22 protein-coding genes and 2 tRNA genes are annotated in these 22,448 nt (G+C 56.1%); 8 read left to right on the forward strand and 16 right to left on the reverse strand.

Annotation, left to right across the window (positions count from 1 at the left end; all coding sequences use genetic code 11):
• The coding region (locus tag H6B10_RS03165) for a hypothetical protein (RefSeq protein WP_204649548.1) at positions 1–693 on the forward strand (693 nt) is incomplete at its 5' end.
• Between the two features lie 47 nt (positions 694–740).
• Here H6B10_RS03165 and H6B10_RS03170 read toward each other — a convergent pair.
• On the reverse strand, positions 741–1,877 hold the full coding sequence (locus H6B10_RS03170) for an aldo/keto reductase (RefSeq protein WP_204649550.1): 1,137 nt from the start codon (positions 1,875–1,877) through the stop codon (positions 741–743).
• A 189-nt stretch (positions 1,878–2,066) separates the two neighbouring features.
• On the opposite strand from H6B10_RS03170, the gene H6B10_RS03175 reads away from it, so the two are divergent.
• The 3 genes from H6B10_RS03175 (at position 2,067) to H6B10_RS03185 (ending at position 4,343) form a co-directional block, all read left to right on the forward strand.
• Entirely contained in the window at positions 2,067–3,251 is a 1,185-nt protein-coding gene (locus tag H6B10_RS03175) for an FKBP-type peptidyl-prolyl cis-trans isomerase (RefSeq protein ID WP_204649551.1), read from the forward strand.
• A 155-nt stretch (positions 3,252–3,406) separates the two neighbouring features.
• The gene (locus H6B10_RS03180) at positions 3,407–3,688 is read left to right on the forward strand and encodes an autorepressor SdpR family transcription factor (protein WP_204649552.1); all 282 of its coding nucleotides are present in this window, start codon (positions 3,407–3,409) and stop codon (positions 3,686–3,688) included.
• Complete coding sequence (locus H6B10_RS03185) at positions 3,678–4,343, forward strand: SdpI family protein (RefSeq protein WP_204649553.1); 666 nt, start codon at positions 3,678–3,680, stop codon at positions 4,341–4,343. The genes H6B10_RS03180 and H6B10_RS03185 overlap by 11 nt, the downstream gene beginning before the upstream one ends.
• Positions 4,344–4,422: 79 nt before the next feature.
• Here H6B10_RS03185 and H6B10_RS03190 read toward each other — a convergent pair whose 3' ends face one another.
• Together H6B10_RS03190 and H6B10_RS03195 are read right to left on the reverse strand one after the other, a co-directional pair.
• Positions 4,423–4,926, reverse strand: a complete 504-nt coding sequence (locus H6B10_RS03190; protein WP_204649554.1) for a CarD family transcriptional regulator — start codon at positions 4,924–4,926, stop codon at positions 4,423–4,425.
• 186 nt (positions 4,927–5,112) lie between these two features.
• The gene (locus H6B10_RS03195) at positions 5,113–5,745 is read right to left on the reverse strand and encodes an orotate phosphoribosyltransferase (RefSeq protein ID WP_204649579.1); all 633 of its coding nucleotides are present in this window, start codon (positions 5,743–5,745) and stop codon (positions 5,113–5,115) included.
• A 184-nt stretch (positions 5,746–5,929) separates the two neighbouring features.
• Here H6B10_RS03195 and H6B10_RS03200 point away from each other — a divergent pair, with 184 nt between their 5' ends.
• Both H6B10_RS03200 and H6B10_RS03205 read left to right on the forward strand, forming a co-directional pair.
• Complete coding sequence (locus tag H6B10_RS03200; RefSeq protein ID WP_204649555.1) at positions 5,930–6,841, forward strand: DnaD domain protein; 912 nt, start codon at positions 5,930–5,932, stop codon at positions 6,839–6,841.
• 3 nt (positions 6,842–6,844) lie between these two features.
• Positions 6,845–7,804, forward strand: coding sequence for an ATP-binding protein (locus tag H6B10_RS03205; protein ID WP_204649556.1), 960 nt, complete (start codon positions 6,845–6,847; stop codon positions 7,802–7,804).
• Between the two features lie 106 nt (positions 7,805–7,910).
• On the opposite strand, the gene H6B10_RS03210 is transcribed toward H6B10_RS03205, so the two are convergent.
• A tRNA-Pro gene (locus H6B10_RS03210) sits at positions 7,911–7,983 on the reverse strand.
• Positions 7,984–8,017: 34 nt separating this feature from the next.
• Positions 8,018–8,091, reverse strand: a tRNA-Gln gene (locus tag H6B10_RS03215).
• A 230-nt stretch (positions 8,092–8,321) separates the two neighbouring features.
• Here H6B10_RS03215 and H6B10_RS03220 point away from each other — a divergent pair.
• Complete coding sequence (locus tag H6B10_RS03220; protein WP_204649558.1) at positions 8,322–9,398, forward strand: 6-phosphofructokinase; 1,077 nt, start codon at positions 8,322–8,324, stop codon at positions 9,396–9,398.
• A gap of 65 nt (positions 9,399–9,463) precedes the next feature.
• On the opposite strand, the gene H6B10_RS03225 is transcribed toward H6B10_RS03220, so the two are convergent.
• From H6B10_RS03225 to H6B10_RS03240, 4 genes are all read right to left on the reverse strand, one after another.
• Positions 9,464–10,270 (reverse strand): tyrosine-protein phosphatase, encoded by an 807-nt coding sequence (locus H6B10_RS03225; RefSeq protein WP_204649559.1) that lies wholly within the window; start codon positions 10,268–10,270, stop codon positions 9,464–9,466.
• A 77-nt stretch (positions 10,271–10,347) separates the two neighbouring features.
• Positions 10,348–11,253, reverse strand: coding sequence for a 1-phosphofructokinase (pfkB, locus tag H6B10_RS03230; RefSeq protein WP_204649561.1), 906 nt, complete (start codon positions 11,251–11,253; stop codon positions 10,348–10,350).
• Positions 11,254–11,281: 28 nt separating this feature from the next.
• Entirely contained in the window at positions 11,282–12,568 is a 1,287-nt protein-coding gene (locus H6B10_RS03235; protein ID WP_204649563.1) for a hypothetical protein, read from the reverse strand.
• Positions 12,569–12,765: 197 nt separating this feature from the next.
• Positions 12,766–13,932, reverse strand: coding sequence for a nucleotidyltransferase family protein (locus H6B10_RS03240; protein ID WP_204649565.1), 1,167 nt, complete (start codon positions 13,930–13,932; stop codon positions 12,766–12,768).
• Positions 13,933–14,069: 137 nt separating this feature from the next.
• On the opposite strand from H6B10_RS03240, the gene H6B10_RS03245 reads away from it, so the two are divergent.
• Entirely contained in the window at positions 14,070–15,281 is a 1,212-nt protein-coding gene (locus H6B10_RS03245) for an acetate/propionate family kinase (RefSeq protein WP_204649567.1), read from the forward strand.
• 81 nt (positions 15,282–15,362) lie between these two features.
• Here the strand turns inward: H6B10_RS03245 and H6B10_RS03250 are convergent, their stop codons facing one another.
• The 7 genes from H6B10_RS03250 to H6B10_RS03280 form a co-directional block, all read right to left on the reverse strand.
• Entirely contained in the window at positions 15,363–17,516 is a 2,154-nt protein-coding gene (locus tag H6B10_RS03250) for a polyribonucleotide nucleotidyltransferase (protein WP_204649569.1), read from the reverse strand.
• 204 nt (positions 17,517–17,720) lie between these two features.
• Complete coding sequence (rpsO, locus tag H6B10_RS03255; protein WP_007046639.1) at positions 17,721–17,993, reverse strand: 30S ribosomal protein S15; 273 nt, start codon at positions 17,991–17,993, stop codon at positions 17,721–17,723.
• Between the two features lie 153 nt (positions 17,994–18,146).
• On the reverse strand, positions 18,147–19,079 hold the full coding sequence (ribF, locus tag H6B10_RS03260) for a bifunctional riboflavin kinase/FMN adenylyltransferase (RefSeq protein WP_204649571.1): 933 nt from the start codon (positions 19,077–19,079) through the stop codon (positions 18,147–18,149).
• Positions 19,080–19,085: 6 nt separating this feature from the next.
• Entirely contained in the window at positions 19,086–19,979 is an 894-nt protein-coding gene (gene truB, locus H6B10_RS03265) for a tRNA pseudouridine(55) synthase TruB (protein WP_204649573.1), read from the reverse strand.
• Between the two features lie 27 nt (positions 19,980–20,006).
• Complete coding sequence (locus tag H6B10_RS03270) at positions 20,007–21,002, reverse strand: DHH family phosphoesterase (RefSeq protein ID WP_204649575.1); 996 nt, start codon at positions 21,000–21,002, stop codon at positions 20,007–20,009.
• A 68-nt stretch (positions 21,003–21,070) separates the two neighbouring features.
• Positions 21,071–21,460 (reverse strand): 30S ribosome-binding factor RbfA, encoded by a 390-nt coding sequence (gene rbfA, locus H6B10_RS03275; RefSeq protein WP_204649577.1) that lies wholly within the window; start codon positions 21,458–21,460, stop codon positions 21,071–21,073.
• 82 nt (positions 21,461–21,542) lie between these two features.
• Positions 21,543–22,448 (reverse strand): translation initiation factor IF-2 (locus tag H6B10_RS03280; protein ID WP_430661749.1); only part of this gene is annotated, 906 nt, incomplete at its 5' end.

Consider the following 22,448-nt stretch of genomic DNA (forward strand, 5'->3'; position numbering starts at 1 on the left):
TTGGAAAACGCACCAGCTCAGGGAGTGCAATTTCTGGGCGTCGTGGATAATTTGTTCGTTTTCTCTCAGTCCGATGTAACCTATCCGGAGCCCACCGGTGACCTGACCGCTGATGCCTTGGCCGCCCCCACAGGCACCACCACCCACTGGCTTTTTGATCCCTACACCGGCGAATGGAAGGTGTTTCAGACCTACTCCTCCGGTGAATGGAATCTCGACTTACTGGACATCCGTATTGTGGACGGGCAATACTATGTGGTGGACCGTACCGCAGGGGTCCTTTATACGGTGGATCCCACAACCGGTGAAAAGCGCGAAATCACCAACCAGCTTCCCACCTCTGACTGCAATGACTATTTCGCCCATTATTGGGTCGCAGCAAAGCTCAACGATTGGCTGGTATTTGATGACCTTTCTGTAATCATCAACGCAGACACAGGGGAAGTTCGCCAGCGGGCCTATCTTCCTGACAACTGCTGGAACGGCTCCTCCCATCAGCCCAATATTTATCTGAACCTGGGTGACACCCTGCTGGTGGATTGCCGGTATGAGCCCTATACCCGCACCATCATCGGCACCGACGGCACGCCCTATACTGTAGATGTTGAGCATGAATATCTCGGCCTGATCTCCACCGAAGATTTCCTCAACGGTGTACCCAACTACACCGAAGTAGGCGAATATACTACATAAACGCAAAGCCGCCCCGGCATGTTGCCGGGGCGGCTTTTTATGGTTGTTCAGCTTTCAAAATGCTTGGCGACCTGTTTGAGGTTTTCGATGATGGGCAGGTGCTGGGGACAGACACCTTCGCACTGGCCGCAGCCGATGCAGTCGCTGGCCTTGCCGAAGGTCTTGGTCAGGTTGTCATAATATTCCCCCTGGGGCGTCCAGCCCTTGCCTTCCACCTCCTGCAAATCGGCGTTATACAGCGAGAAATACTTGGGAATGGCAATGTGCATGGGACAACCGTCGGTGCAGTAGGAGCAGCCGGTGCAGGGCACCGCAATGCTGGAATTGATGATGGACACTGCCTGCCGGATGCGGGCTTCCTCCTCCGTATTCAGGGGCTGGAAATTCTGCATGTAACCGGTATTATCCAGCAGCTGGGCCATGTTGCTCATGCCGGAAAGCACCATTTTTACATTGGGTTTGCTGGCCGCAAAGCGGATGGCCCAGGAAGGAATGGAGGCTTCGGGGTCGTATTCCTTGAACAGCTTTTCTACCCCTGCGGGCACGTTGGCCAGGGTGCCGCCCTTCACCGGTTCCATAACGATCACCGGCTTGCCGTGTTTTTCGGCTACCTCGTAGCACTTGCGGGACTGCACGCCCTCGCTGTCCCAATCCAGATAGTTGATCTGCAGCTGCACAAACTCCACTTCCGGGTGTTCGGTCAACACCTTGTCCAGCAGGTCTGCATGGTCATGGAAGGAAAAACCGATGTGCTTTACCAATCCCTGCTTCTTTTTCTCCTGCAGCCAGGTAAAACAGTCCAGTTTTTTATAGATCTCATAATGCTCGGTGCCGATATCATGGAGAAGGTAATAGTCAAAATAACCGGCACCGGTCTTTTCCAGCTGCGTATTAAACACCTGGTCCCGGTCCTCCAGGCTGTGAATGAAACCGGCATGCAGTTTGTCCGCCAGGGTGAAGGTGTCACGGGGATGGCGGCTGGTCAGGCAAGTTTTGACCGCGTTTTCGCTCTGGAAAGCGCAGTACATCCAGGCCGTATCAAAATAGGTAAATCCCTGTTCTAAAAAGGAATCCACCATCTGCTTGGTTTGCTCCACATCAATGCTGCCCGCTTCGTTAGGGTCCGTCAGCGGAAGGCGCATCAGACCAAAGCCCAGTTTTTTGGCATTATTGAAAATATCCATAATCCGGTTCCTCCGTTTGTTCGGGTGCAGGTTCTCCTGCCCGATTGTTGCAGTTTCATTATACATCTTAAAGCGCACTTCAAGTCAACCCTTGCCGGGACACATGTTTTTATTTTTTTACTGTACTTTTTTGAAAAAATGTGTATAATAAGACTTGCGTATGCAATTTTATATACACAGGAGAACCCCATGAAAAAGAAAAATCTGTATCGTTGCGCAGCCGGTGTCTTGGCCGTAAGCATGACTGCTGCGCTGGCCGGTTGCAGCAGCACGGCCGAAAGTGAATCCACTGCCGAGAGCGCTGCTGCTACCGAAGAAACCGCTTCTACCGCCGAAACTGCCGTGGACGAGTCCGCGTATGATTATCTGGCCAGCTTCAGCTATTCGGACGGCTTTGATGAAAACGGCTACCTGAAGGGTGTCACCGCTTCCGACTACGTTACCCTCGCCGATGATTACGCCGACATCACCATCGATGCCGCCCTGGGCGAAGTGTCCGACATCGACGTGGCACAGTATATCTGCGACAATTACGCTTCTGTGCTCACCGATGAGCAGGTCACCGACCGCGCCGCTGCCAGCGGGGATATCGTCAACATCGACTACGTTGGTTCCGTAGACGGTGTGGAATTTGACGGCGGAAGCACCCAGGGACAGGGCGCAAACCTTGTATTGGGCAGCCAGACCTACATCGACGACTTCGAGGATCAGATCGTTGGCCACATGCCCGGCGAAACCTTTGACGTGACTGTCACCTTCCCCGAAAATTATGGCAGTGCGGATCTGGCCGGCAAGGAAGCTGTCTTCAACACCACGCTGAACTACATCTTCCCCGAACCGACCGATGAATGGGTCCAGACCAACCTGGCCGAGACCACCGGCCTGGAAGACGCTGCCAGCCTGAACGTTTTTATCAAAAAGCAGATCACCTTCAACAACCAGTACAACGACGTTTACTCTGCCGTATATGATAAGGCTACCTTTGCCGAGGAACTGCCCGAGTCCGCTAAGGAATACTTCCGCAACGTTCTGCTGTACAGAGTTTACAGCTACGCCCAGAACTACGGCACCAACATGACCACCATCGTTTCTTCCGGCATGTTTGGTACCAGCTACGCTTCCATCGAGGAGTACATCACCGCTGCCGAAAGCAGCGTCAACGCCATGGTGGAGCAGGTTCTTCTGCTGCAGGCCGTAGCTGAAAAGCAGGGCCTGAAATGCGATACTGACACGCTGAACGCACAGTTCACCACTCAGTTCGGCCTGAAGGATTACAGCAGCATCACCACCCTGTATGGCGAAAACTACATCAAGTGGCAGCTGCTTGACAGCCTGGCCATGCAGAACCTCATGGACAACGTAAAATACGCCTGATTTCAATGACAACGATCCGGTACGCACAGCGTACCGGATTTTTTGTTATGATTTTTATTTCCCGCCTTGACAGGTTTAACCTACGGTGCTATAGTGATGGCACAGATATTTAGAATATTGTCTAATTATCTATTTAAAAGAAAGGAGTCCTTGCTATGGGAGATGCGTTCAAGGCGTTGGCTGATCCTACGCGGCGGCGTATTTTGGAATTACTGGCACAAGGCGACATGACAGCCGGTGAAATTGCGGCCCAGTTTTCCATGACAAAGCCATCGGTAAGTCATCATCTTACGATTTTGAAATCTGCCGGTCTTATCTCCGATCAGCGCAACGGGCAAAATATCGTGTACAGCGTGAATCTGACGGTTTTTCAGGAACTGGTCAAATGGTTTTACGATGTAGATTTGGTGAAGGGAGCTCCCGACGATGAAAAATAAAAAGTTATATGGCGGCTTGTTTTTACTGTGCGTCGCCAACTTTATTGCTCATTTGTTCTTTTATCCCGGTCTGCCGGATACGGTACCCGTGCACTGGGGCTTTGACGGCCAGGCAGATGGCTGGGGGGCCAAGTCCTCTACCCTGTTCATTTGCATTGTGCCGTTGGCGATTCTGCTGCTTCTGGCAGTGATTCCCAAAATTGACCCGCGCGCCCAAAACTATGAAAAGTTCGACAAAATCTATCGGGGTTTTGTCATTGGCATTGTTGTGTTTATGTGTGCCATTACCTGGCTCACCGAATTGACCGTATACAACGTTCTGCCAGGCAGCGGCAATATGATCGGCGTTCTTGTCTGCGGTGGCTGTGGTGTGCTCTTTATTGCGCTGGGGAACTACATGCCACGTATCAAGCAAAACTACACCTTCGGCTGCAAAACACCCTGGGCCCTGAACGACGAACACAACTGGAACCGCACCCAGCGTATGGGCGGCATCGTGTTTGTAGTGATTGGTGTTGCCATGCTGGTATCCATGTTGTTTGCCAAGCTGTTGGGTGAAACCGGTATGATGGTACTGCTGCTGGGTTCCACTCTGGGCGGCACTGTCTGGATTTATGTATACTCCTATCTGGTTTATATCGGCAAAATGAAATAACAAATCCGGGCGGCTTTGCTTCTTGCAAAGCCGCCCGGATTTGTTTTCTCCAACAGCATTGTATGGAATTTGCTTGCCTTTACCCGTTGGCTGTACCTTCCAGGTGATCCGCAATAAAAGCCGGTACCTCCTGTAAATCAATTCCCATGGTATAGGCAAATTCACTGTGCAGGATGTTTTGCGCTTCTCGCAAAGCGCTGTCCTCATAACCGGAAAGCTGTTTTCCCCTTGCATGCCGGTGCTGGCGTTCGGTATAAATATCCCGGATCATTCGCAGCAATGCATGGCGATCCCCGCTTTGCAACGTCTGTCGGTAATATTCTTTGCGCGTTTCCGGATCATCTTCATGGCTGGGAGCCGGTTCCCGCAGCAGTTCCAATAATTCCTCTTTGCTGGGCAGCGCCCGCATACGCGCCAGCAATACCTTGCTGTTGCAGGGTACGCAAATTTTCAAGGAACTGTCATATACCGGTTTCAGAATATAACAATCACAAGGCTGCCCCGCCAGTTTTATACGCTTCTTTTCTTCAATGGTGCACACCCCGTTTGTTCCATAACTTACCGCTTCTCCGACCTGAAACATGCCGCATCCTCCTTTTTTGTGTTTTGCATCGTGGTATCGTTTCTTTTCTTTTATAGTATAGTCCTTTTTGGGAAAAAATGTCATAGGCTTTTTTCACAAAAATGACGGCATATCGCACACCCTGTATGCACCCAAAGAAAAACGCCCCCTGTTTCCAGGGGGCGTTTGTGTCTTGCCAAATACTGCTTACAGGCTGGAATAGCCGAAGCTGTTGACCAGCGCATCAATTTTTTGCCCCGCTTTGCACCACGGGCAGTTGTGAGAGTCGTAGCTCTCATAATCGGGCAGGTCGTTGGGGTCAAAGATGCTGCTGACTTCGAACCCGGCGCACTCTTTGCGCGTGGCAAAAATAGCCGCAACGCCTACCGGAATACCGCCGTAGTAGTTGATGGCTTCCACGGCACTTTCCACCGTATAACCGGTGGTGACGGATGCCGCCACTACCAGTACGTGTTTGCCTGCGATCATGGGGGCGGTATTCTCACGGAACAGCAGCTGGCTGCCGACGGTATGTTCCGGCGTGACCACATAGATCGTCTGGTGGGCATTCATATTGGTATACCCTGCCTTGGTCAGTTCACTGGCCATACAGGCGCCGATTACCTCGGTACCGTCCAGGCAGAGGATGGTGTCCACAATCGTATTGAGGGTGTACTCCTTAACAAGTTCTGCCGCAGCGGCGCGTGCTTCCGACAGACGGGATTTCGTCAGTGTCACATCGATGTAATAGTTGATATGACTGTGACTGGTCGCAAAATGTCCTTTGCTGACACGGAGCATCAAATTTGTCTTGCCCGTAGGCAGTTTGACAAGATTCATAGCCAATGGAAGTCCCTCCCTTAAACTTTCTACCTAATATTGTAAAGTTTTTCCCTACTGATTGCAAGGAACGCTTTGCCCAAAATAAAGACAAGGTTTTTGGGCAGTTTTGCGGCTTCAGCTTTACACTTTGCAGCCAAACTGCTATAATGAGATTACTTTGTAAAGTGGGGAGGTTTGGCACATGGCCTATAAACTGGCGCCATACAACGGCGATACGCTGGCTGTTCCGCAGATTGTGATCACTCATCTGGCACAAGCCGATGGTGACACGGTGCGCACGGCCCTGTATGTGCTGCAGACCGGTGATACCGACCCACGGACCATCGCCCGTACATTGGGCTTGCCCAGTGTGGAGGCCGCCCGCCGTGCCCTGCAATACTGGGCGGGTGCCGGCTTGCTGGAAAACACCAAAGCAACCGCCCCTATAATTCCTGCCGAGGAAAAGGCTGCCAAAATTGACCTTGCCACCTTGAATGATCCGTATGTATCGGTACTTTGTGAGGAAGCGCAGACCGCGTTTGGGAAGGCGTTAAGCCGCAGCGAAATGCAGCGCCTGGTAGCGCTGTACTTGAACGATGGCTGGCAGCCCGATGTGATTTTGCTCTGCTGTGCCGAGAGTGCCCGGCAAGGACGCCGCAGCGTTGCTGCCGTGGCACGGGAACTGGCCCGCTGGCGGGAAGATGGCGTAGAATCCGGTGAAGATGCCGAGCGGTATCTGCGCAAAGTCAAGCAGCGGGAAGACTGGTGTGCCGATGCCGCGGCACAGTTTGGCATTGAACCTACCGCGCTTACCCGCTGGGAGCGCGGCACCATTGCCCGTTGGCATGAAGAATGGGGCATTGGGCGTGAGATGATCGACGAAGCGCTTTTGCGCGCCGGAAGCAAAAATTCCATCCGGTATGTGGATGGAATCCTGCGTGCCTGGCGTTCCCAGGGAATTACCACGGTGGCCGCGGCCCGCGGCCAGGGCCAGCTGGCCGGCAGCAATATTCTGGCTACCGAACGGCCTGCCGCGCCGCAGCCAGCCGCCGCCAGCGCCCAGAAAGATCTGTTCAACCGGAACTGGGCCGCCATGTTTGACGAGGAGGGCTAACCGATGCGCACAAAAGATGAATTGTTCCGTGCCGCACAGCGAGAGATTGCTTCCCGCCGCCAGTATGCCGTAATGCAGGCAGAAAACGCGCGCCGAGCCGCTTTTGCCGCGCATCCTGCGCTTGCCGCAGCAGACGACGCCCAAATGCGCGCCGGACTGGCTCTGGCCAAGACCGCTGCGTTGGGCGGCAATATGGAGGCTGCCCGCGCGGCACTGGTAAAAGCCGACGAAGCGTTGGTTGCTGCCACAAAAGAGGCTGGTTACGACGAAAAGGCGTTTCAGCCCGCCTACGCCTGTCCCCTGTGCCACGATACCGGCATGCATAACGGCAACCCCTGCACCTGCGTAGCGGAGATTGCCCGCCGGCTGCGCCGGGAGGAAATCAACGCTGCCAGTCCTTTGGGTCTGTGCCAGTTTTCCACTTTCGACGTCAACCGCTATTCTGCCGACGTGGAACCGGAACTGGGTATTTCGGCCCGGGCATATATGGAAAAGCTGCTGCACTACTGCGAGAACTATGCACAGAAATTCAGCAGCAAAAGCACCAACCTGCTTTTTATGGGGCATACCGGCCTTGGTAAAACCCACCTGGCACTGGCTATTGCCGACGCGGTGTTGGGCGGCGGCCATGATGTTCTGTACACCAGCGCAGCGGCGCTGGCCGCCCGCCTGGGGCGCGAGCATTTCGACTTTGACAGCGGAGATGAATGGCTGAATGCCTGCCAGGAAGCCGACCTTTTGATTCTGGACGATCTGGGCACTGAATACATCACGCCGCTGACCATCAGCGTTTTGTACGAGCTGATCAACACCCGAATGCTGACCGAACGCCCGACCATCTACACCACCAACATTACCGACCAGAGCGTTTTTGTGGCCCGCTATACCGAGAAAGTGGCCAGCCGGATGCTGGGCGGCTGCAAGATGTTCAAATTCTTTGGCACCGATCAGCGGTTACGATAATATGCAAAACCGGCCGTGCTTCCCTCGTGGAAAGCACGGCCGATTCTTTTGCTGTACACAAACAAAAAACGCGAAAACACCTTTACGATGTTTTCGCGTTACCAAGTCGGAGTGACGGGATTCGAACCCACGGCCTCTTGGTCCCGAACCAAGCGCGCTACCAACTGCGCTACACCCCGATAAAAAAACCGCAGCAGCAGAGCTGCTGCGGTGTGGTTGGGGATGAGAGGATCGAACTCCCACGGGCGGAGTCAGAGTCCGCTGCACTACCATTATGCGAATCCCCATCGCACTTTGTTGTGGGCGTCTGCCCTCAACGCTTAACTATTATAGCCGGTGTTGCCCTATTTGTCAACAGTTTTTTTGTATTTTTTTCATCTTTTTTCAAGTGTCGTTTCAGCGTCATTTTCCGTTTTCACAGGGTTGACAAGCCGGGCCCGGTGTCGTAAATTTATTATAGACTGCATGGCTCACCATGCACAACCCGCGCCCCGCGCGGTATATGGGAGGTTATCGTATGGCAATTCGTGTTGGTATCCTGACGTCCGGCGGCGACTGCCCCGGCCTGAACGCAACGATCCGCGGTGTGGCAAAAGCACTGTACAATCGCATGGGCGATAAAGTGGAGATCGTCGGCATCCTGAACGGCTATGACGGCCTGATCAACGGCAATTACCGTGAAATGTCCCGGGATGAGTTTTCCGGCATCCTGACTGTCGGCGGCACCATCCTGGGCACCAAGCGTACCCCCTTCAAAAAGATGCGCGTGGTTGAGGATGACAAGGTCGATAAAGTCGCCGCCATGAAGAAGAACTACCACGCCGCCAAGCTGGATTGCCTGCTTTGCCTGGGCGGCAACGGCACCCACAAAACCGCCAACCTGCTGAGCCAGGAAGGTCTGAACGTCATCGGCCTGCCCAAGACCATTGACAACGACATTTACGGCACCGATGTTACCTTCGGTTTCCACACGGCTGTGGATATCGCCACCGAAGTCATTGACCGCATCCACACCACTGCCGGCAGTCACAGCCGCGTGATGTGCATTGAAATCATGGGCAACAAGGCCGGCTGGCTGACGCTGTATTCCGGTATTGCCGGCGGCGCCGATATCATCCTGATCCCCGAGATGCCTTATGACATCAAGAAAGTAGCCGCCGCTGTGGAGAATCGCGCCAAAGCGGGCAAGAATTTCTCGATCCTGGCGGTTGCCGAAGGCGCCTTCTCGGTGGAAGAAGCCAAGATGAAGCGCAAGGAATGGACTGCGCAGCGTGCCCAGGCCGGTTATTCTACCGCCACCGCACGCATCGCCCACCAGATTGAGGAGATGACCGGTGCCGAGACCCGCATTTGCGTGCCCGGACACATGCAGCGCGGCGGCAGCCCCAGCGCTTACGACCGTGTACTGGCCACGCAGTTTGGCTCCTACGCAGCCAGCCTGGTAGCCGATGAGCACTACGGTGTAACGGTTGCCATGGTCAACAGCCATGTGACCGCCAACCCGCTGGCTGATATTGCCGGTAAGACCCGTGGCGTTCCCGGTGACTGCGATATGCTCAACGTAGCTCGCGCCATGGGCATCAGCCTGGGCTGATCGTCCCCTGCTTTATCCTGTTTAACAAAAGCGCCCTGCTGTTTGGCAGGGCGCTTTCTTTGCGTTTATTCCAGGTAATAATCCCGTAAAGCAGCAAGACGGGACGCGTCCAGGCCATATTCCTGTGCAAAATAGGCCTCATAGCTGGGGAAGCGTACCAGAATCTCATCTATGGCACCGGCGCCCATGGCTTCATCCACGCCTTCTACCGAAAGGAGCAGCCTCCGTTCCTCCGGAGATTTTCCCCGCAGAGAGGCTTCAATGATTTCCCTGCGATAGGTGTTGGTAAGCATATAATCCCGCAGCGCATCCTGCCGGCTGACGCCCAGCGCCAGCAAAATCAGCATAGCCGCAATGCCGGTACGGTCCTTGCCGCAGGTACAATGGAACAGCAGCGGTACCTGATGCTGTTCCAGCATTGCAAACATGGCATGGTAGGCCGGGTTATCAAAGGGCATCTGTTTGTACAGAGCGCTGAACCAATCGTAGTCATGCACAGGGTGCCCTGCCGCTTTTTCAAAAGCCGCCTTTTCTGCCGCCAGGCGCTCAATGCCGGAGGAAGAAAAATCCATTTCGGTACCGTCTGTCATCCGCATGGCACAAATGCGCCGGTATTCCGCGCCTTCCACTGCCGGGTCCGGATGCTTGGCACGTTCGCCTTCGCTGCGAAAATCCAGAATGCTTTGCAGATGCCAGCTTTGCAAAACGGCCTGGTCTGCCGCGCTTTGCAGCGCGTCCAGATTGCCGCCCCGGTACAAAAGGCCATGTTTCACATGACGGCCGTCCGCGGCGCGATAACCACCCAGTTCCCGAAAGTTCACAGCGCCTTCCAGCATAATCTCTGTCCCCGGCGCAGGGTATGATTTGTGCATTGCGTTTCCTCCCCCTGATGGATTTGTTTCATGATAACACAGAAACCCGGCCGGGACAAGTCCCGCCGGGTTTTGCCTTACAACTGTTCCAGGAGAAGATCGATTTCTTTACGGGATGCCAGGCCAAGACTGAACGCCGTAGCGCTGCCGCAGGCCGTACCCAACCGCAAAGCGTCTTGATAGGAGCCGCTTTGCAGATACCCGGCCAAAAAGCCCGCCAGCATACTGTCCCCCGCGCCCACGCTGTTGATGACGGTACCTTTGGGTGTTCCGATGCGATGTACCGCACCGGTTTCATCCAACAGCAGCGCGCCGTCCCCGGCCATGCTGACCAGTACGTTCCGAGCGCCCTGCTCTTGCAGTTCCCGCGCCGCTGCGGTAATCTCTTCATCGCCATGCAAAGCACGGCCAACAATCTCCGCCAGTTCGTGATGGTTCGGCTTGATAAGAAACGGCTCGTAGGGCAGCACATTAGCCAGCAGCCGCCCCGATGCATCCACCACAGCGCGCACACTGTGACCTTGCAGCCGTTCCAGAACCCGCTCATAGGTATCTACGGGCAGGCTGGACGGAATGCTGCCTGCCAGTACCAGAATATCCCCTGGCCGCAGTGCATCCAGCTTTTGCTGCAACGCCTCCATAGCCTGCGGCGGAATGGCAGGGCCCGCACCATTCAGTTCGGTTTCCTGCCCGGCTTTGATCTTTACATTGATGCGGGTCATCCCGGAAGCAAGATGAATGAAATCGGTCTGCAATCCCTGGGCGGCCAGACCACGTTCCAGCCAGGCGCCGGTTTCCCCCGCCACAAAGCCCAAGGCCACGCTGGGGCAGTCCAGCTGTGCCAGTATTCCCGACACGTTGATTCCTTTGCCGCCCAGTACGCAATCTTCCCCTGCCGCACGATTGACCGTGCCTGCTTGCAGCGGTGTGTCAAGGCGCACCACATAGTCAATGGCCGGATTGAAGGTAACAGTATAAATCATAGAAACGCTTCCTTTGTTGCTTGTTTTTTCAATACACACCCGGCCTGGTAACCGGCGTCATGGGCTTGCCGGTATCCAGCAGAGAGTCCCTGTCGGCAATGGCATACCGGGCATATCCGTCAATCAGGTATTGGGTACCGTCTGCCCCGGCCAGTTGCTGCATACCGGTGGAGGCATCATCCCACACCAGATATCGCCCCGGCCCGGCTTCACACATTACCCATATAGCGCGGTCCTCTCCGCCAATCCAGCGGCGCTGATTGCCGCGGGTCAGAGTGCCGTCCTGACGGTTGTAAAGATAAGGCCACTCTTTGCCATCCTTCTGGCTATACAGCCAGATATCCTCCGAATAGATGCCCATAATCTGCATCTCGTGGGGTAACTGGGTCACCACCGTATCTTCAGTCGTCCCCAACGGACGGCAAAGAATACGATGATCATCATCCTCCCACCACAGCGCACCATCCGCCAGGGTTCTGTCCAGGAACCATCCGGGACAGCTGTACAGCACTTCCTCCGTACCTGTAAGCGGATTCAAGGCACAGAGGCTGGTAGTTATCCAAGGTTCCAGCTCCTCTGTATTATCCACGTGGTAGTGGTCATAGACCGGCTCTACCGGGCACTCTTCCGCCAGAGTTTTGCGGGTGATAAGCAGTCGTCCATTCCACACGCCCAGAAGACTGCCTCCGAAAGGTTCCCACTTCACCAGGCTCTCCAGCGTACCGGTTTCCGTATTCAAACGGACGAGCTCATAGTCATCGGGGACTGTTGGCGTATCGGAAATGTGACAGTACACAAAATACAACGCTGTCCCGTCCCCGGCCATGCCGCCGACACTGCCGGAGGAAAACGCGGTTCCCTCCGGGAAATCATACAAAGATTCCCGGTTACTGCCGTCCAGGTTGCTGCGCAGCAGAATGGGGGTGTCGTTCACCATACCGGACCAGGACCAGTAAAGAAATTCCTCGTCGGCATACAATTGCAGATTGGCGTTTTCCAAATCCAGCGGTTCACCAACGATCTGTTCTGTGGCGTTGGTAAAGTCAAAGTAATGCGCCGCAATGCCGCCATTCCCATACCCATAACCGCCCTCTCCATAGAGGGGTTCTCTCCGGTAAAGCCCCTTGCTGTTTTGACTGTCGATCCAATGCAGCTCCAAGGTCGGTTCCGCGGTAGGCGCAGGCGTGGCGACAGCCGATGCCGTTTCCGTTGTAGCGGAAGGCACCGGAGCCGCCTCCTTCCCTGTTTCTTCAGCCGGCGCACCGCATGCCGTCAGCAGCAAAAGAGTCACAAAGGGAACGTACAGTTTTTTCATAGGAGAGGCCTCCTTTCGCACAGCGGGAATGCAGAAACGATTGTTCGTACCGTTTTGGTGCCATTGACCGTGATGTACAGCACGGCGGGAAGCTTTTGACACACTTTTGAATCAGCGGGCGATGGGCAGGGACAGCGCACCGATTTTGCGCGTTAAAAATGCAACAAACTTTCCGGTTGTGCATGTTTTCTCCATATTTATAGTAACACCGGCTTTGCCGTGAAAGCAAGTCCCATGGGCTGAATTTTACATCTGCAAAGGGAGGCCAAATCTACCGCGCGGCTGTAAATCGTACCGATTTGCTGTGCCGCCGCCCCGGTGCGCACCAGGTCCGCCAGGGAGGTTCCTACCGGGAGTCGTGCCTGTTTCAACCGGGAAAGTGCCGCCCGTCTGCCCCCCAGAACCAGCAAAAAAGGCGGCAGCGGCAGTTGTTCGGGAATATCCAATGCCGCATCCAGTACCAGACGGCGCAGCCGTGCATGGGGATACCTCTTGGTTTTCAGCCTGCCATAAAGGTCCTCCAGTCCACAGGCATCATGAATCGCTGCCGCCAGCCGATTTTCCAGTCCTTCGCTGATGCCGCGTATTGCCACCAATTTTTCCGCAGGCATGGTGCGCAGTAAGGCCAGGAGGGCTGTTTCCATCCGCTGCGGGTCCAGCAGCTGCCCGTCGGCAACCGCCTGGCGATACAATTCCATAGCGGCAGCCGGTACAAAGGGCGCCCATTCTTCTGGGGTGTGCTCCCGCAGATAGCTGGCGCTGGCCATTGGCACACCTTCGTGCGCCCCGGGCACACCGCCATGCGCTGCCCCCCAGCGCGGCAGCGGCAGCGGTGTAACGGCAGCTTCTTGGGTAAGGATGGCTTTGCAGTATTCAATGGCCAAAATATTGTTGGGCGTACGCAGCAGTGCCCCTGTTCCGGGAGATAAGGCGTCTGCCGCCTGAGCTCTGGCTGCCGCGTAGGTCTGCCCGGTAGAAAGATTTTGCCGTATCAGCGTCTGGATTTCCGTGCCGCATAACAGCGACGCTGCCTGCATCAGGGCAGCAGCATCGGGGGTTTCGGCTCCAAACGCCAGAGTATCACATCCCAAGGCCGCCAGCAAAAACACACCTGCAGCGGCGAACTGTTCCGCTGTGGCACAGGCATAGGGGGCCGGCAGCGCCACCACAAGGTCCGCACCGGCTTCCAGTGCTGCGCGGGCACGCACCTGATCCGGCAGAATCGGCACACCGCCCCGCTGCACAGCGCCGCTGCTCATACACACCGCAATACATTTGGCTCCGGCCTGCCGCACCGCTGCCAGCTGCGCTGCATGCCCGTTATGAAAAGGATCGTATTCCGTAATAATGCCTGCAAATTCCATCGGCTGCTCCCACTATGCAAAAATTGTGCTATCTTGCGTTTATTGTCCTTGAAAATTGTCCAACCCCATTATATAATAAATTTAGGCATACGAAAAGGGCGGTTTTTCGCCCGTACACCACTAAAGGAGGATACCCCATGAAAATTCTGGTTATCAACTGCGGTTCTTCGAGCCTGAAGTACCAGCTCATCGATATGGACGGTGAGAAGGTTCTTTGCAAGGGCCTGTGTGAACGCATTGGCATGGAGAGCAGCATGATCACCCACGAGGCCAACGGCCATAAGGCTACCACGCCCGCGATCTTCCCCACCCATACCGAAGCGTTCGGCGAAGTCGTCAAGAAGATGACCACCGGCGAGGGCAAGGTGATTGACCAGGTCAGCGAGATCGACGCCATTGGTCACCGCGTTGTACACGGCGGCGAAAAGTTCAAACAGAGCTGCCTGATCACTCCCGACGTTGTAAAGGCAATCCACGACCTTTCTCCCCTGGCACCCCTGCACAACCCCGCTGCCATCCTGGGCATTGAGGCCTCCTACAAAGTCTTTGGCGAAGACAAGCCCAACATCGCGGTATTCGACACGGCTTTCCATTCCACCATGCCTTCGAAAGCCTATATGTACGCCATCCCCTATGAGTACTACGAGAAGTACGGCGTGCGTCGGTACGGCTTCCACGGCACCAGCCATAAGTATGTCAGCCATCGTGCTGCCGAGTACCTGGAAGAGCCCATTGAACGTCTGAAGCTGATCACCTGCCACCTGGGCAACGGTTCTTCCATTGCAGCCGTAGACCAGGGCCGCGTGGTGGATACTTCCATGGGTATGACGCCCCTGGCCGGCCTGATGATGGGCACCCGCTGCGGTGACCTGGACCCCTCTGTGGTCAACTACCTGAAGTACACCCTCGAAATCACCGGCCATCAGCTGGATGAGATCCTGAACAAGAAATCCGGTCTGCTGGGCGTTTCCGGTGTTTCCAGCGATATCCGCGACGTGGAATCCGCCTCCAAGGAAGGCAACGAGCGCGCCAAGCTGGCTCTGGATATGCTGAACTACCAGATCAAAAAGATCATCGGCAGCTACATTGCCGCTATGGGCGGCGTGGATGCCATCGTCTTTACCGGCGGCATTGGCGAACACGATGACGAATCCCGCGCCAAGATCTGCCACCACATGGACTGGCTGGGCGTCCGCATCGACACCGACAAGAACCACAATGTGCGCAACCAGCACAAAGACGTGGTGGAAATCACCGCCTGGGGCGCACGCGTCCGTACGTTGGTGGTGGAAACCAACGAAGAGCTGATGATTGCCCGCGATACCAAGGAAGTGTTGGAGAACCAGTAATCTCTCCTTGCTCTTTTTCACAGCATACAAACAAAAGAAGGACGGCTCCCTGACGGGAGCCGTCCTTCTTGGTTTTATTTTTTACTGCTGCTCAGCGCGCTTTTTGGCAATGGCAGCCAGTGCATCCTTGCGGGACAGGTTGATGCGGCCCTGCTGGTCAATATCGGTGACCATAACAAAGATGGGATCGCCCACAGCCACAACATCTTCCACACGCTCCACGCGGTGATCATCCAGCTTGGAGATGTGAACCAGACCTTCCTTGCCCGGTGCGATTTCAACAAACGCACCGAAGTTCATCAGGCGGGTCACGCGGCCTTTGTAGATGGCACCGATTTCGGGGTCTTCCACAATGGTCTTGATGGTGGAGATGGCGCGCTTGGCATCGTCCTGATCCACCGCAGAGATAAAGACGTGGCCGTCTTCCTCAATGTCGATCTTGCAGTTGAAGTTGGCGCACATTTCCTGAATGACCTTGCCGCCCTTACCGATCACGTCCTTGATCTTGTCCACGGGGATCATCATGCTGAACATCTTGGGAGCGTACTTGGACAGCTCAGCGCGAGGCTCTGCAATGACCGGCTTGATGATCTGATCCAGGATATACAGACGACCCTTGCGGCATTTTTCCAGCGCATCTTCCACGATCTCGTAGGTCAGGCCATCGACCTTAATGTCCATCTGGATCGCGGTGATGCCGCGGCGGGTACCGCCCACCTTGAAGTCCATATCGCCGTGGAAGTCCTCAACACCTTGGATGTCCAGCATGGTCATCCAGCGGCCGCCATGCAGCGGATCGCCATCGGTGATCAGGCCGCAGGAAATACCGGCAACCGGTGCCTTGATGGGCACACCGGCGTCCATCAGTGCCAGCGTGGAACCGCAGATGGATGCCTGAGAAGTAGAGCCGTTGGAGGACAGCACTTCCGACACGCAGCGGATGGTATACGGGAACTCCGCCTGATCGGGCAGAACGGGGATCAAAGCACGCTCTGCCAGGTTACCATGGCCGATCTCGCGGCGGCCGGGGCTGCGCGGAGCGCGGGCCTCGCCCACAGAGTACGGCGGGAAGTTGTAGTGATGGATGTAGCGCTTGTACTGCGTATCGGACAGATCGTCCATCAGCTGTGCATCCTTGGTAGAGCCCAGGGTGCAGATGGTGAGCACCTGAGTCTGACCACGGGTGAACATGCCGGAGCCGTGTACACGGGGCAGCAGGCCAACTTCGGCGGCCAGGGGACGAATCTCGTTGATGCCGCGGCCGTCTACGCGCTTGCCGTCTTCCAGCAGCCAGGTACGGACGACCTTCTTCTGCAGCTTGTAGCTGATGAGGTCAATGTCTGCGGCCGTCAGTTCGGGATGTTCAGCGGCAATGGCATCCATGATGGGCAGCAAAGCGGCATCACGCACGTTCTTGTCGTCGGTATCCATGGCAGCCTTGACCTCGTCCAGGTGCTTGGCATACACATCGGCCAGCAGTGCGTGGTCCAGTTCCACCGGGGTAAATGTCTTTTTGGGTTTGCCGATCTCGGCCACAATGCTGTTGATGAAAGCCAGCATCTTCTTGATCTCGGCATGGCCGGCCTTGATGGCGGCCATCATGGTATCCTCGTCCACCTCATTGGCGCCGGCTTCGATCATGACGATCTTTTCTTCGCTGGCGGCCAGCGTCAGGGAGAGGTCACTGCGCTCACGCTGTTCCTTGGTGGGGTTGAGCACGATCTCACCATCCACCAGGCCGACGAACACACCGGCAATGGGGCCGTTCCAGGGAATATCCGACATGGCAATGGCCAGGGACGCACCGTTCATACCGGTGATCTCGGCAGAATTATCGGGGTCCAGGCTCATGACGGTCATGGTAACGCAAACATCGTTACGCATATCCTTGGGGAAGAGCGGACGGATGGGACGGTCCACCACGCGGGAGGACAGGATGGCATGCTCGCCGGGGCGGCCCTCACGGCGCATGAAGCTGCCGGGAATACGGCCGGCAGCGTAGAGCTTCTCCTCAAACTCCACGCTCAGGGGGAAGAAGTCAACGCCCTCACGCGGTTTTTCGCTCATAGTGACATTGCAGAGCACGCAGGTGTCGCCGTAACGCACCATGGCGCTGCCGTTGGACAGACCGCACATTTTGCCGGTCTCTACCACAAAGGGACGGCCCGCAAAGGTCGTCTCAAACTTGCGGTACTGGGGGAATGTTTCCAGCCGGGAAGCAAATTCGTAAGCCATAGAGATTCTCCTTCTGTTGGAATTTTATATACCGTGGCCGCGTATGCTCCCGGTTTGAGCAATAAAGCCAACATCCAGGACGATTCCCTGGGTGCTCGATTTACTGCACAAAACGGCACACATACACAGCCGAAAGCCTTGGCAGTGGAATAAAAAGAAAAGCGGGCAAGGTGCTTGCGTGCACCCTGCCCGTTTTTGCAAAAATTACTTGCGCAGACCCAGCTCAGCGATCAGGGCACGATAACGGTTGATGTCCTTCTTTTGCAGATAGGCCAGCAGATTGCGGCGGCGGCCGACCATCTTGAACAGGCCGCGGCGGCTGTGGTTGTCATGCTTGTTGGTCTTGAGATGCTCGGTCAGGTGGTTGATGCGTGCGGTGAGCAGCGCGACCTGAACCTCCGGAGAACCGGTGTCACCCTCGTGCAGGGCGGCCTTAGCGATGATGGGCTGCTTTTCGATAGCAGATTTCTGGCTCATGATACATACCTCTTTCAAGTAATATTTGCCGATGGCGCAGTATGGGGTAACTGCAGGTCTGAGGCATACGCCCCTTACCGGGCCACGGTAACAGACAATAGTATACCACAATCCCTTTGCGAATACAAGAGCACCCGGGATTGTTTTTTGCAATTATTTTACAGTCTGCGCCGCAAAATAAGCCTTGCTCTCCTCCGCCGCGCGGCGAATCAGTTCCGACAGTTCCTGCAGCGTACGGAATTTGCGGATCGGGCAAAGATAGCGGTGAAATTCCAGCACCGGGGCCTGCCCGTACAAGTCGCCAGAGAAATCCGGTACATAGGTTTCGCAGGTAACGGCTGCATCTGCACTCTCATCCACCGTGGGGCGGCGGCCGATGCCGGTGGCAGCGGGCCACCAGCGGTCCTGCAGCCAGATGCGGGTAAGATATACACCGGTGCAGGGCTGCAGGGCATCCGGGGGATAGTTCTGGTTTACCGTGGGGGTTCCCAACCGGCTGGTACCCACGCCTTTTCCATGGGTCACCTGCCAGTCAATGGCATAGGGGGCTCCCAACATGGCGTTGGCATCGTCCAGTCTTCCCTCTTCCAACGCCGCACGGATGCGGGTGGAAGAAACCGCCTGAGCGCCATACTGGGCCATGGGTACGATATGCACCGAAATGCCCAACGGTTCACACAGTGTGTGCAGCATCTCCACATCACCGGCAGCGCGGGCGCCAAACGTGAAGTTCTTGCCGCAGAACACCGCTTTGGCGCGGAAGCACTCCACCAGCACTTTCTGGACAAAATCCTCCGGAGAAAGATCCCGGAATGCCTCGAAAGGCGGTTCCAGATATTGTTCAATGCCCAGGCTTTCCATCCGGAGATGCTTTTGTGCCGCCGAAAGGATGCGCCCGCCCTTCAGAGTCTGATTGCCGGGCAGTTCAAAGGTGAACGCTGCCGGGGCCAGTCCGTTTTCTGCGGCATAACGAACCGCACTGCCCAGCACCATACGATGCCCGCAATGCACCCCGTCGAAATACCCCAGCGCTACGGCACAGCCTTTCTCACCGGATACCGGGGTCATGGTATGATAGATCTGCATCCAGGGTCAGTTCCTTTCACAAAACAGTTTTTCCACACGAAGCACGCCGCCTTCCACGGCTGCCAACCCCAGAAATGTTCCCGCCTGATCATAGGCACGGTAGCGGCCATCCGCAGCCGCATAATGGCTGGTGGGGCAGCCGTTGAACAGATGGGCGCGTACACCGTCATTGACGGTCAGGGCCGGCAACGGCGCAAAGACGCTTTCCACCGGAAGAATCCAGCCATTGCGTTCCAGCTCGCCGCTTTCGGCAGCCGCCAGAATTTCCGGCAAAGTATGGCACTGTTCGATGGAAAAAACACCCGCGCGGGTACGCCGCAAGGCTGCCAGTGTGGCAGGCACCCCAAGCGCTGTGCCGATATCCTCGGCCAGAACGCGGATGTATGTTCCCTTGGAGCAGGACACCCGCAGGGTGTAGTCCCCGGGTGCCGGATTGCCCAGATAGTCGATGCCGTACACCGTGATGGGGCGGGGCGTACGTTCCACCGTCTGGCCTTTTCGGGCCGCCTTGTATAACGGTTGGCCGTTGATCTTGACCGCACTGTACATGGGGGGCAGCTGCATCAGTTCCCCGGTAAAACGGGGCAGAATTTCTTGCAGCTGCGCTTCCCCTACCGTTACGGGCGCGGTTTCCAGCACGGTCCCGGTCACATCACCGGTGTCGGTGCGCATACCAAAGCGCAGGGTTGCTTCGTAAGTTTTATCGTGGTCCAGCTGGCGATCGGCTGCAGAGGTTGCCTTGCCGATAAACACGGCGAGCACACCGGTCGCCATAGGGTCCAGTGTGCCCGAGTGCCCCAGCTTGCGCGTGCCCAATGCGCCGCGCAGCTTGGCCAGCACATCAAAGCTGGTCCAGCCGGCGGGTTTGTCCACAGGCAGAATGCCATTTGGCGTTTGCATGATGGGGTTTCCTTTTCTGTTGATAGGTTACAGACTGGTATCCGCGGCGTTCAGGGAGGCGCTGCGGTCCAGTTCCTTTTTGACTTCATCCAGGATAGCATGCTTGGCATTATCCAGGTTGCCGCTGATTTCGCAGCCGGCGGCACGGGCGTGGCCTCCGCCGCCCAAACGACGGGCAATATTGCACGCGTTGGTGCTGTGGCCGGTACGCACGCTGATCTTGTAACTGCCGTCCTTCTGCTGGCGCAGGGTCAGGCCTACTTCCACACCTTCAATGGAGCGCGGCAGGCTGGTCAGATCTTCCAGTTCCGCACCGGCTACGCCGGCCGCCTGGATCTGATCCCAGGTCAGGCAGATCAATGCGCAGCGATCCTCATAGTAGAATTCCAGGCTTTCCAACGCCATACGCTCGGCAGCCATCCGCGCATGAGAACGGCACTCAAAAAGGTGTTCGTTCAGTTTTTCCACATCGGCGCCGGCTTCGATCAGAGTGGCCGCAGCCCGGTGGGTAGTCGCGGTGGTATTGGTAAAGCGGAAGCAGCCTGTATCGGTAGCAATACCGGTATACAGGCAGGCTGCAATATCCGGCGTGATCTCAATGCCCATTTCAGGGATCAGCGCGGTCAGCAGTTCCGCCGTGGCGGCTGCGGTGTCATCCACAAGGGTTTCGTACGCGTAGCCACTGTTGGAACCATGGTGGTCGATACACAGATCAACATGTTCGGCATATTCCGGCATATTGTTGCGGTCGCCAAAAAGCTGAATTCCCGCCACATCCACCGCCACCACAAAGCGCGGCGTAAAACTGCCGTCAAACACCGTGATCGGCAGGAAAGAATACATAGCCGGAATGGGATCACTGCACAATACGGCAGCAGTCTTGCCCAAACGCTGCATTGCCAGGCACAGGGCCGCCCCCGAACCGATGGTATCACCGTCCGGGTTTTTATGGCATAAAATCAGGATCTCGTCCGCACCCAGCAGGCGCGAGACAACGGTCTCATGATCCACGGATTGCGTCATACAGTTCCTCTTTTCTGGGGTGATCAGTCAGTTCAGGGCTTGCCGTTCAAGACTTGCCCTGCCCCGGATCATTCGCTGTCGGTGTCAGCATCATTGTCGGCCGGTTCGCCGTTATCCACAGCAAGTTCGCCCAACAATTTGTTGATATGTGCGGCATAGGCTGCGCCTTCATCCGCCACGAACACAAAGCGCGGAGCTTTGCGGATATGCATACGGCGGCTGACCTCGGTACGAACATGGCCCGATGCTTTGTTGAGCGCCTTGACGACCGGTTCCGGTCCGCCCTCGCGCCCCATCACACTGATATAGACCTTTGCCTGGTCCAGGTCAGGGGTCACATCCAACCGTGTAACAGTCAGCAGACCGCCGGTCACACGCGGGTCTTTCATCTCGCCGATAATGGCGATCAGTTCCCGTTTCATATCCTGTGCCATACGGCCATGGTTTTTGCTTGGCATGATTATTTATCCTCGAATTTCTGCAGGAAGAGCGGATGCCGCCCGTCTGCGGGACGGCGCTCCCCTGCCCTTTTGGTAAAAATCAGTCGCGGTATTCTTCCAGCTTAAAGCATTCGAATACGTCGCCTTCCTTGATGTCGGAGAATTTCTCCAGCGTAATGCCGCACTCGAAGCCTTCGGCCACTTCCTTGGCGTCATCCTTGAAGCGCTTCAGGCTGGCAATGGCATCCTCGCAGATAACGATGCCGTCACGCACCAGACGCAGCTGTGCATCACGGGTGATCTTGCCGTTGGTAACACGGCAACCGGCAACCGTACCCACGCTGGAAATCTTGTAGACCTGACGGACCTGTGCTTCGCCCAGCGCAACTTCGCGGATCTTGGGCGCCAGCATGCCCTTCATAGCGTCGGAAACATCGTTGATGGCATCGTAAATGACGCGGTACATACGCATTTCCACGCCGGTCTGCTCGGCTTCAGCCTTGGCCACAGCATCAGGACGGACATTAAAGCCGATGATAATGGCGTTGGAGGCATCGGCCAGAGAAACGTCGGACTTGGAGATGGCGCCGACACCCGCATGGATGACACGGACGCGGACTTCCTCGTTGGAGATCTTCTCCAGGCTCTGCTTCACAGCCTCGGCGGAACCCTGTACGTCGGCCTTGACAACGATGGGCAGTTCCTTCATATCGTTGGCAGCCATCTGATCGAACAGGTTATCCAGCGTGACCTTGGTGTAAGCGGCAAACTGACGTTCCTTGGCCTCGGTCATACGCTTATCGGCCAACTCACGGGCCAGCTTTTCATCCTCGACAGCCTCGAACAGTTCGCCGGCTTCGGGGACTTCGGTCAGACCGGTGATCTCCACAGGCGTGGACGGGCCGGCCTCGGTGATTTCGCGGCCCTTATCGTCCCGCATGGTACGCACGCGGCCCACAGCCGTGCCGGCGATGAGGCAGTCACCCTTATGCAGGGTACCGTTCTG

Source organism: Gemmiger formicilis, assembly GCF_016901605.1.
Taxonomy (GTDB): domain Bacteria; phylum Bacillota; class Clostridia; order Oscillospirales; family Ruminococcaceae; genus Gemmiger; species Gemmiger formicilis_B.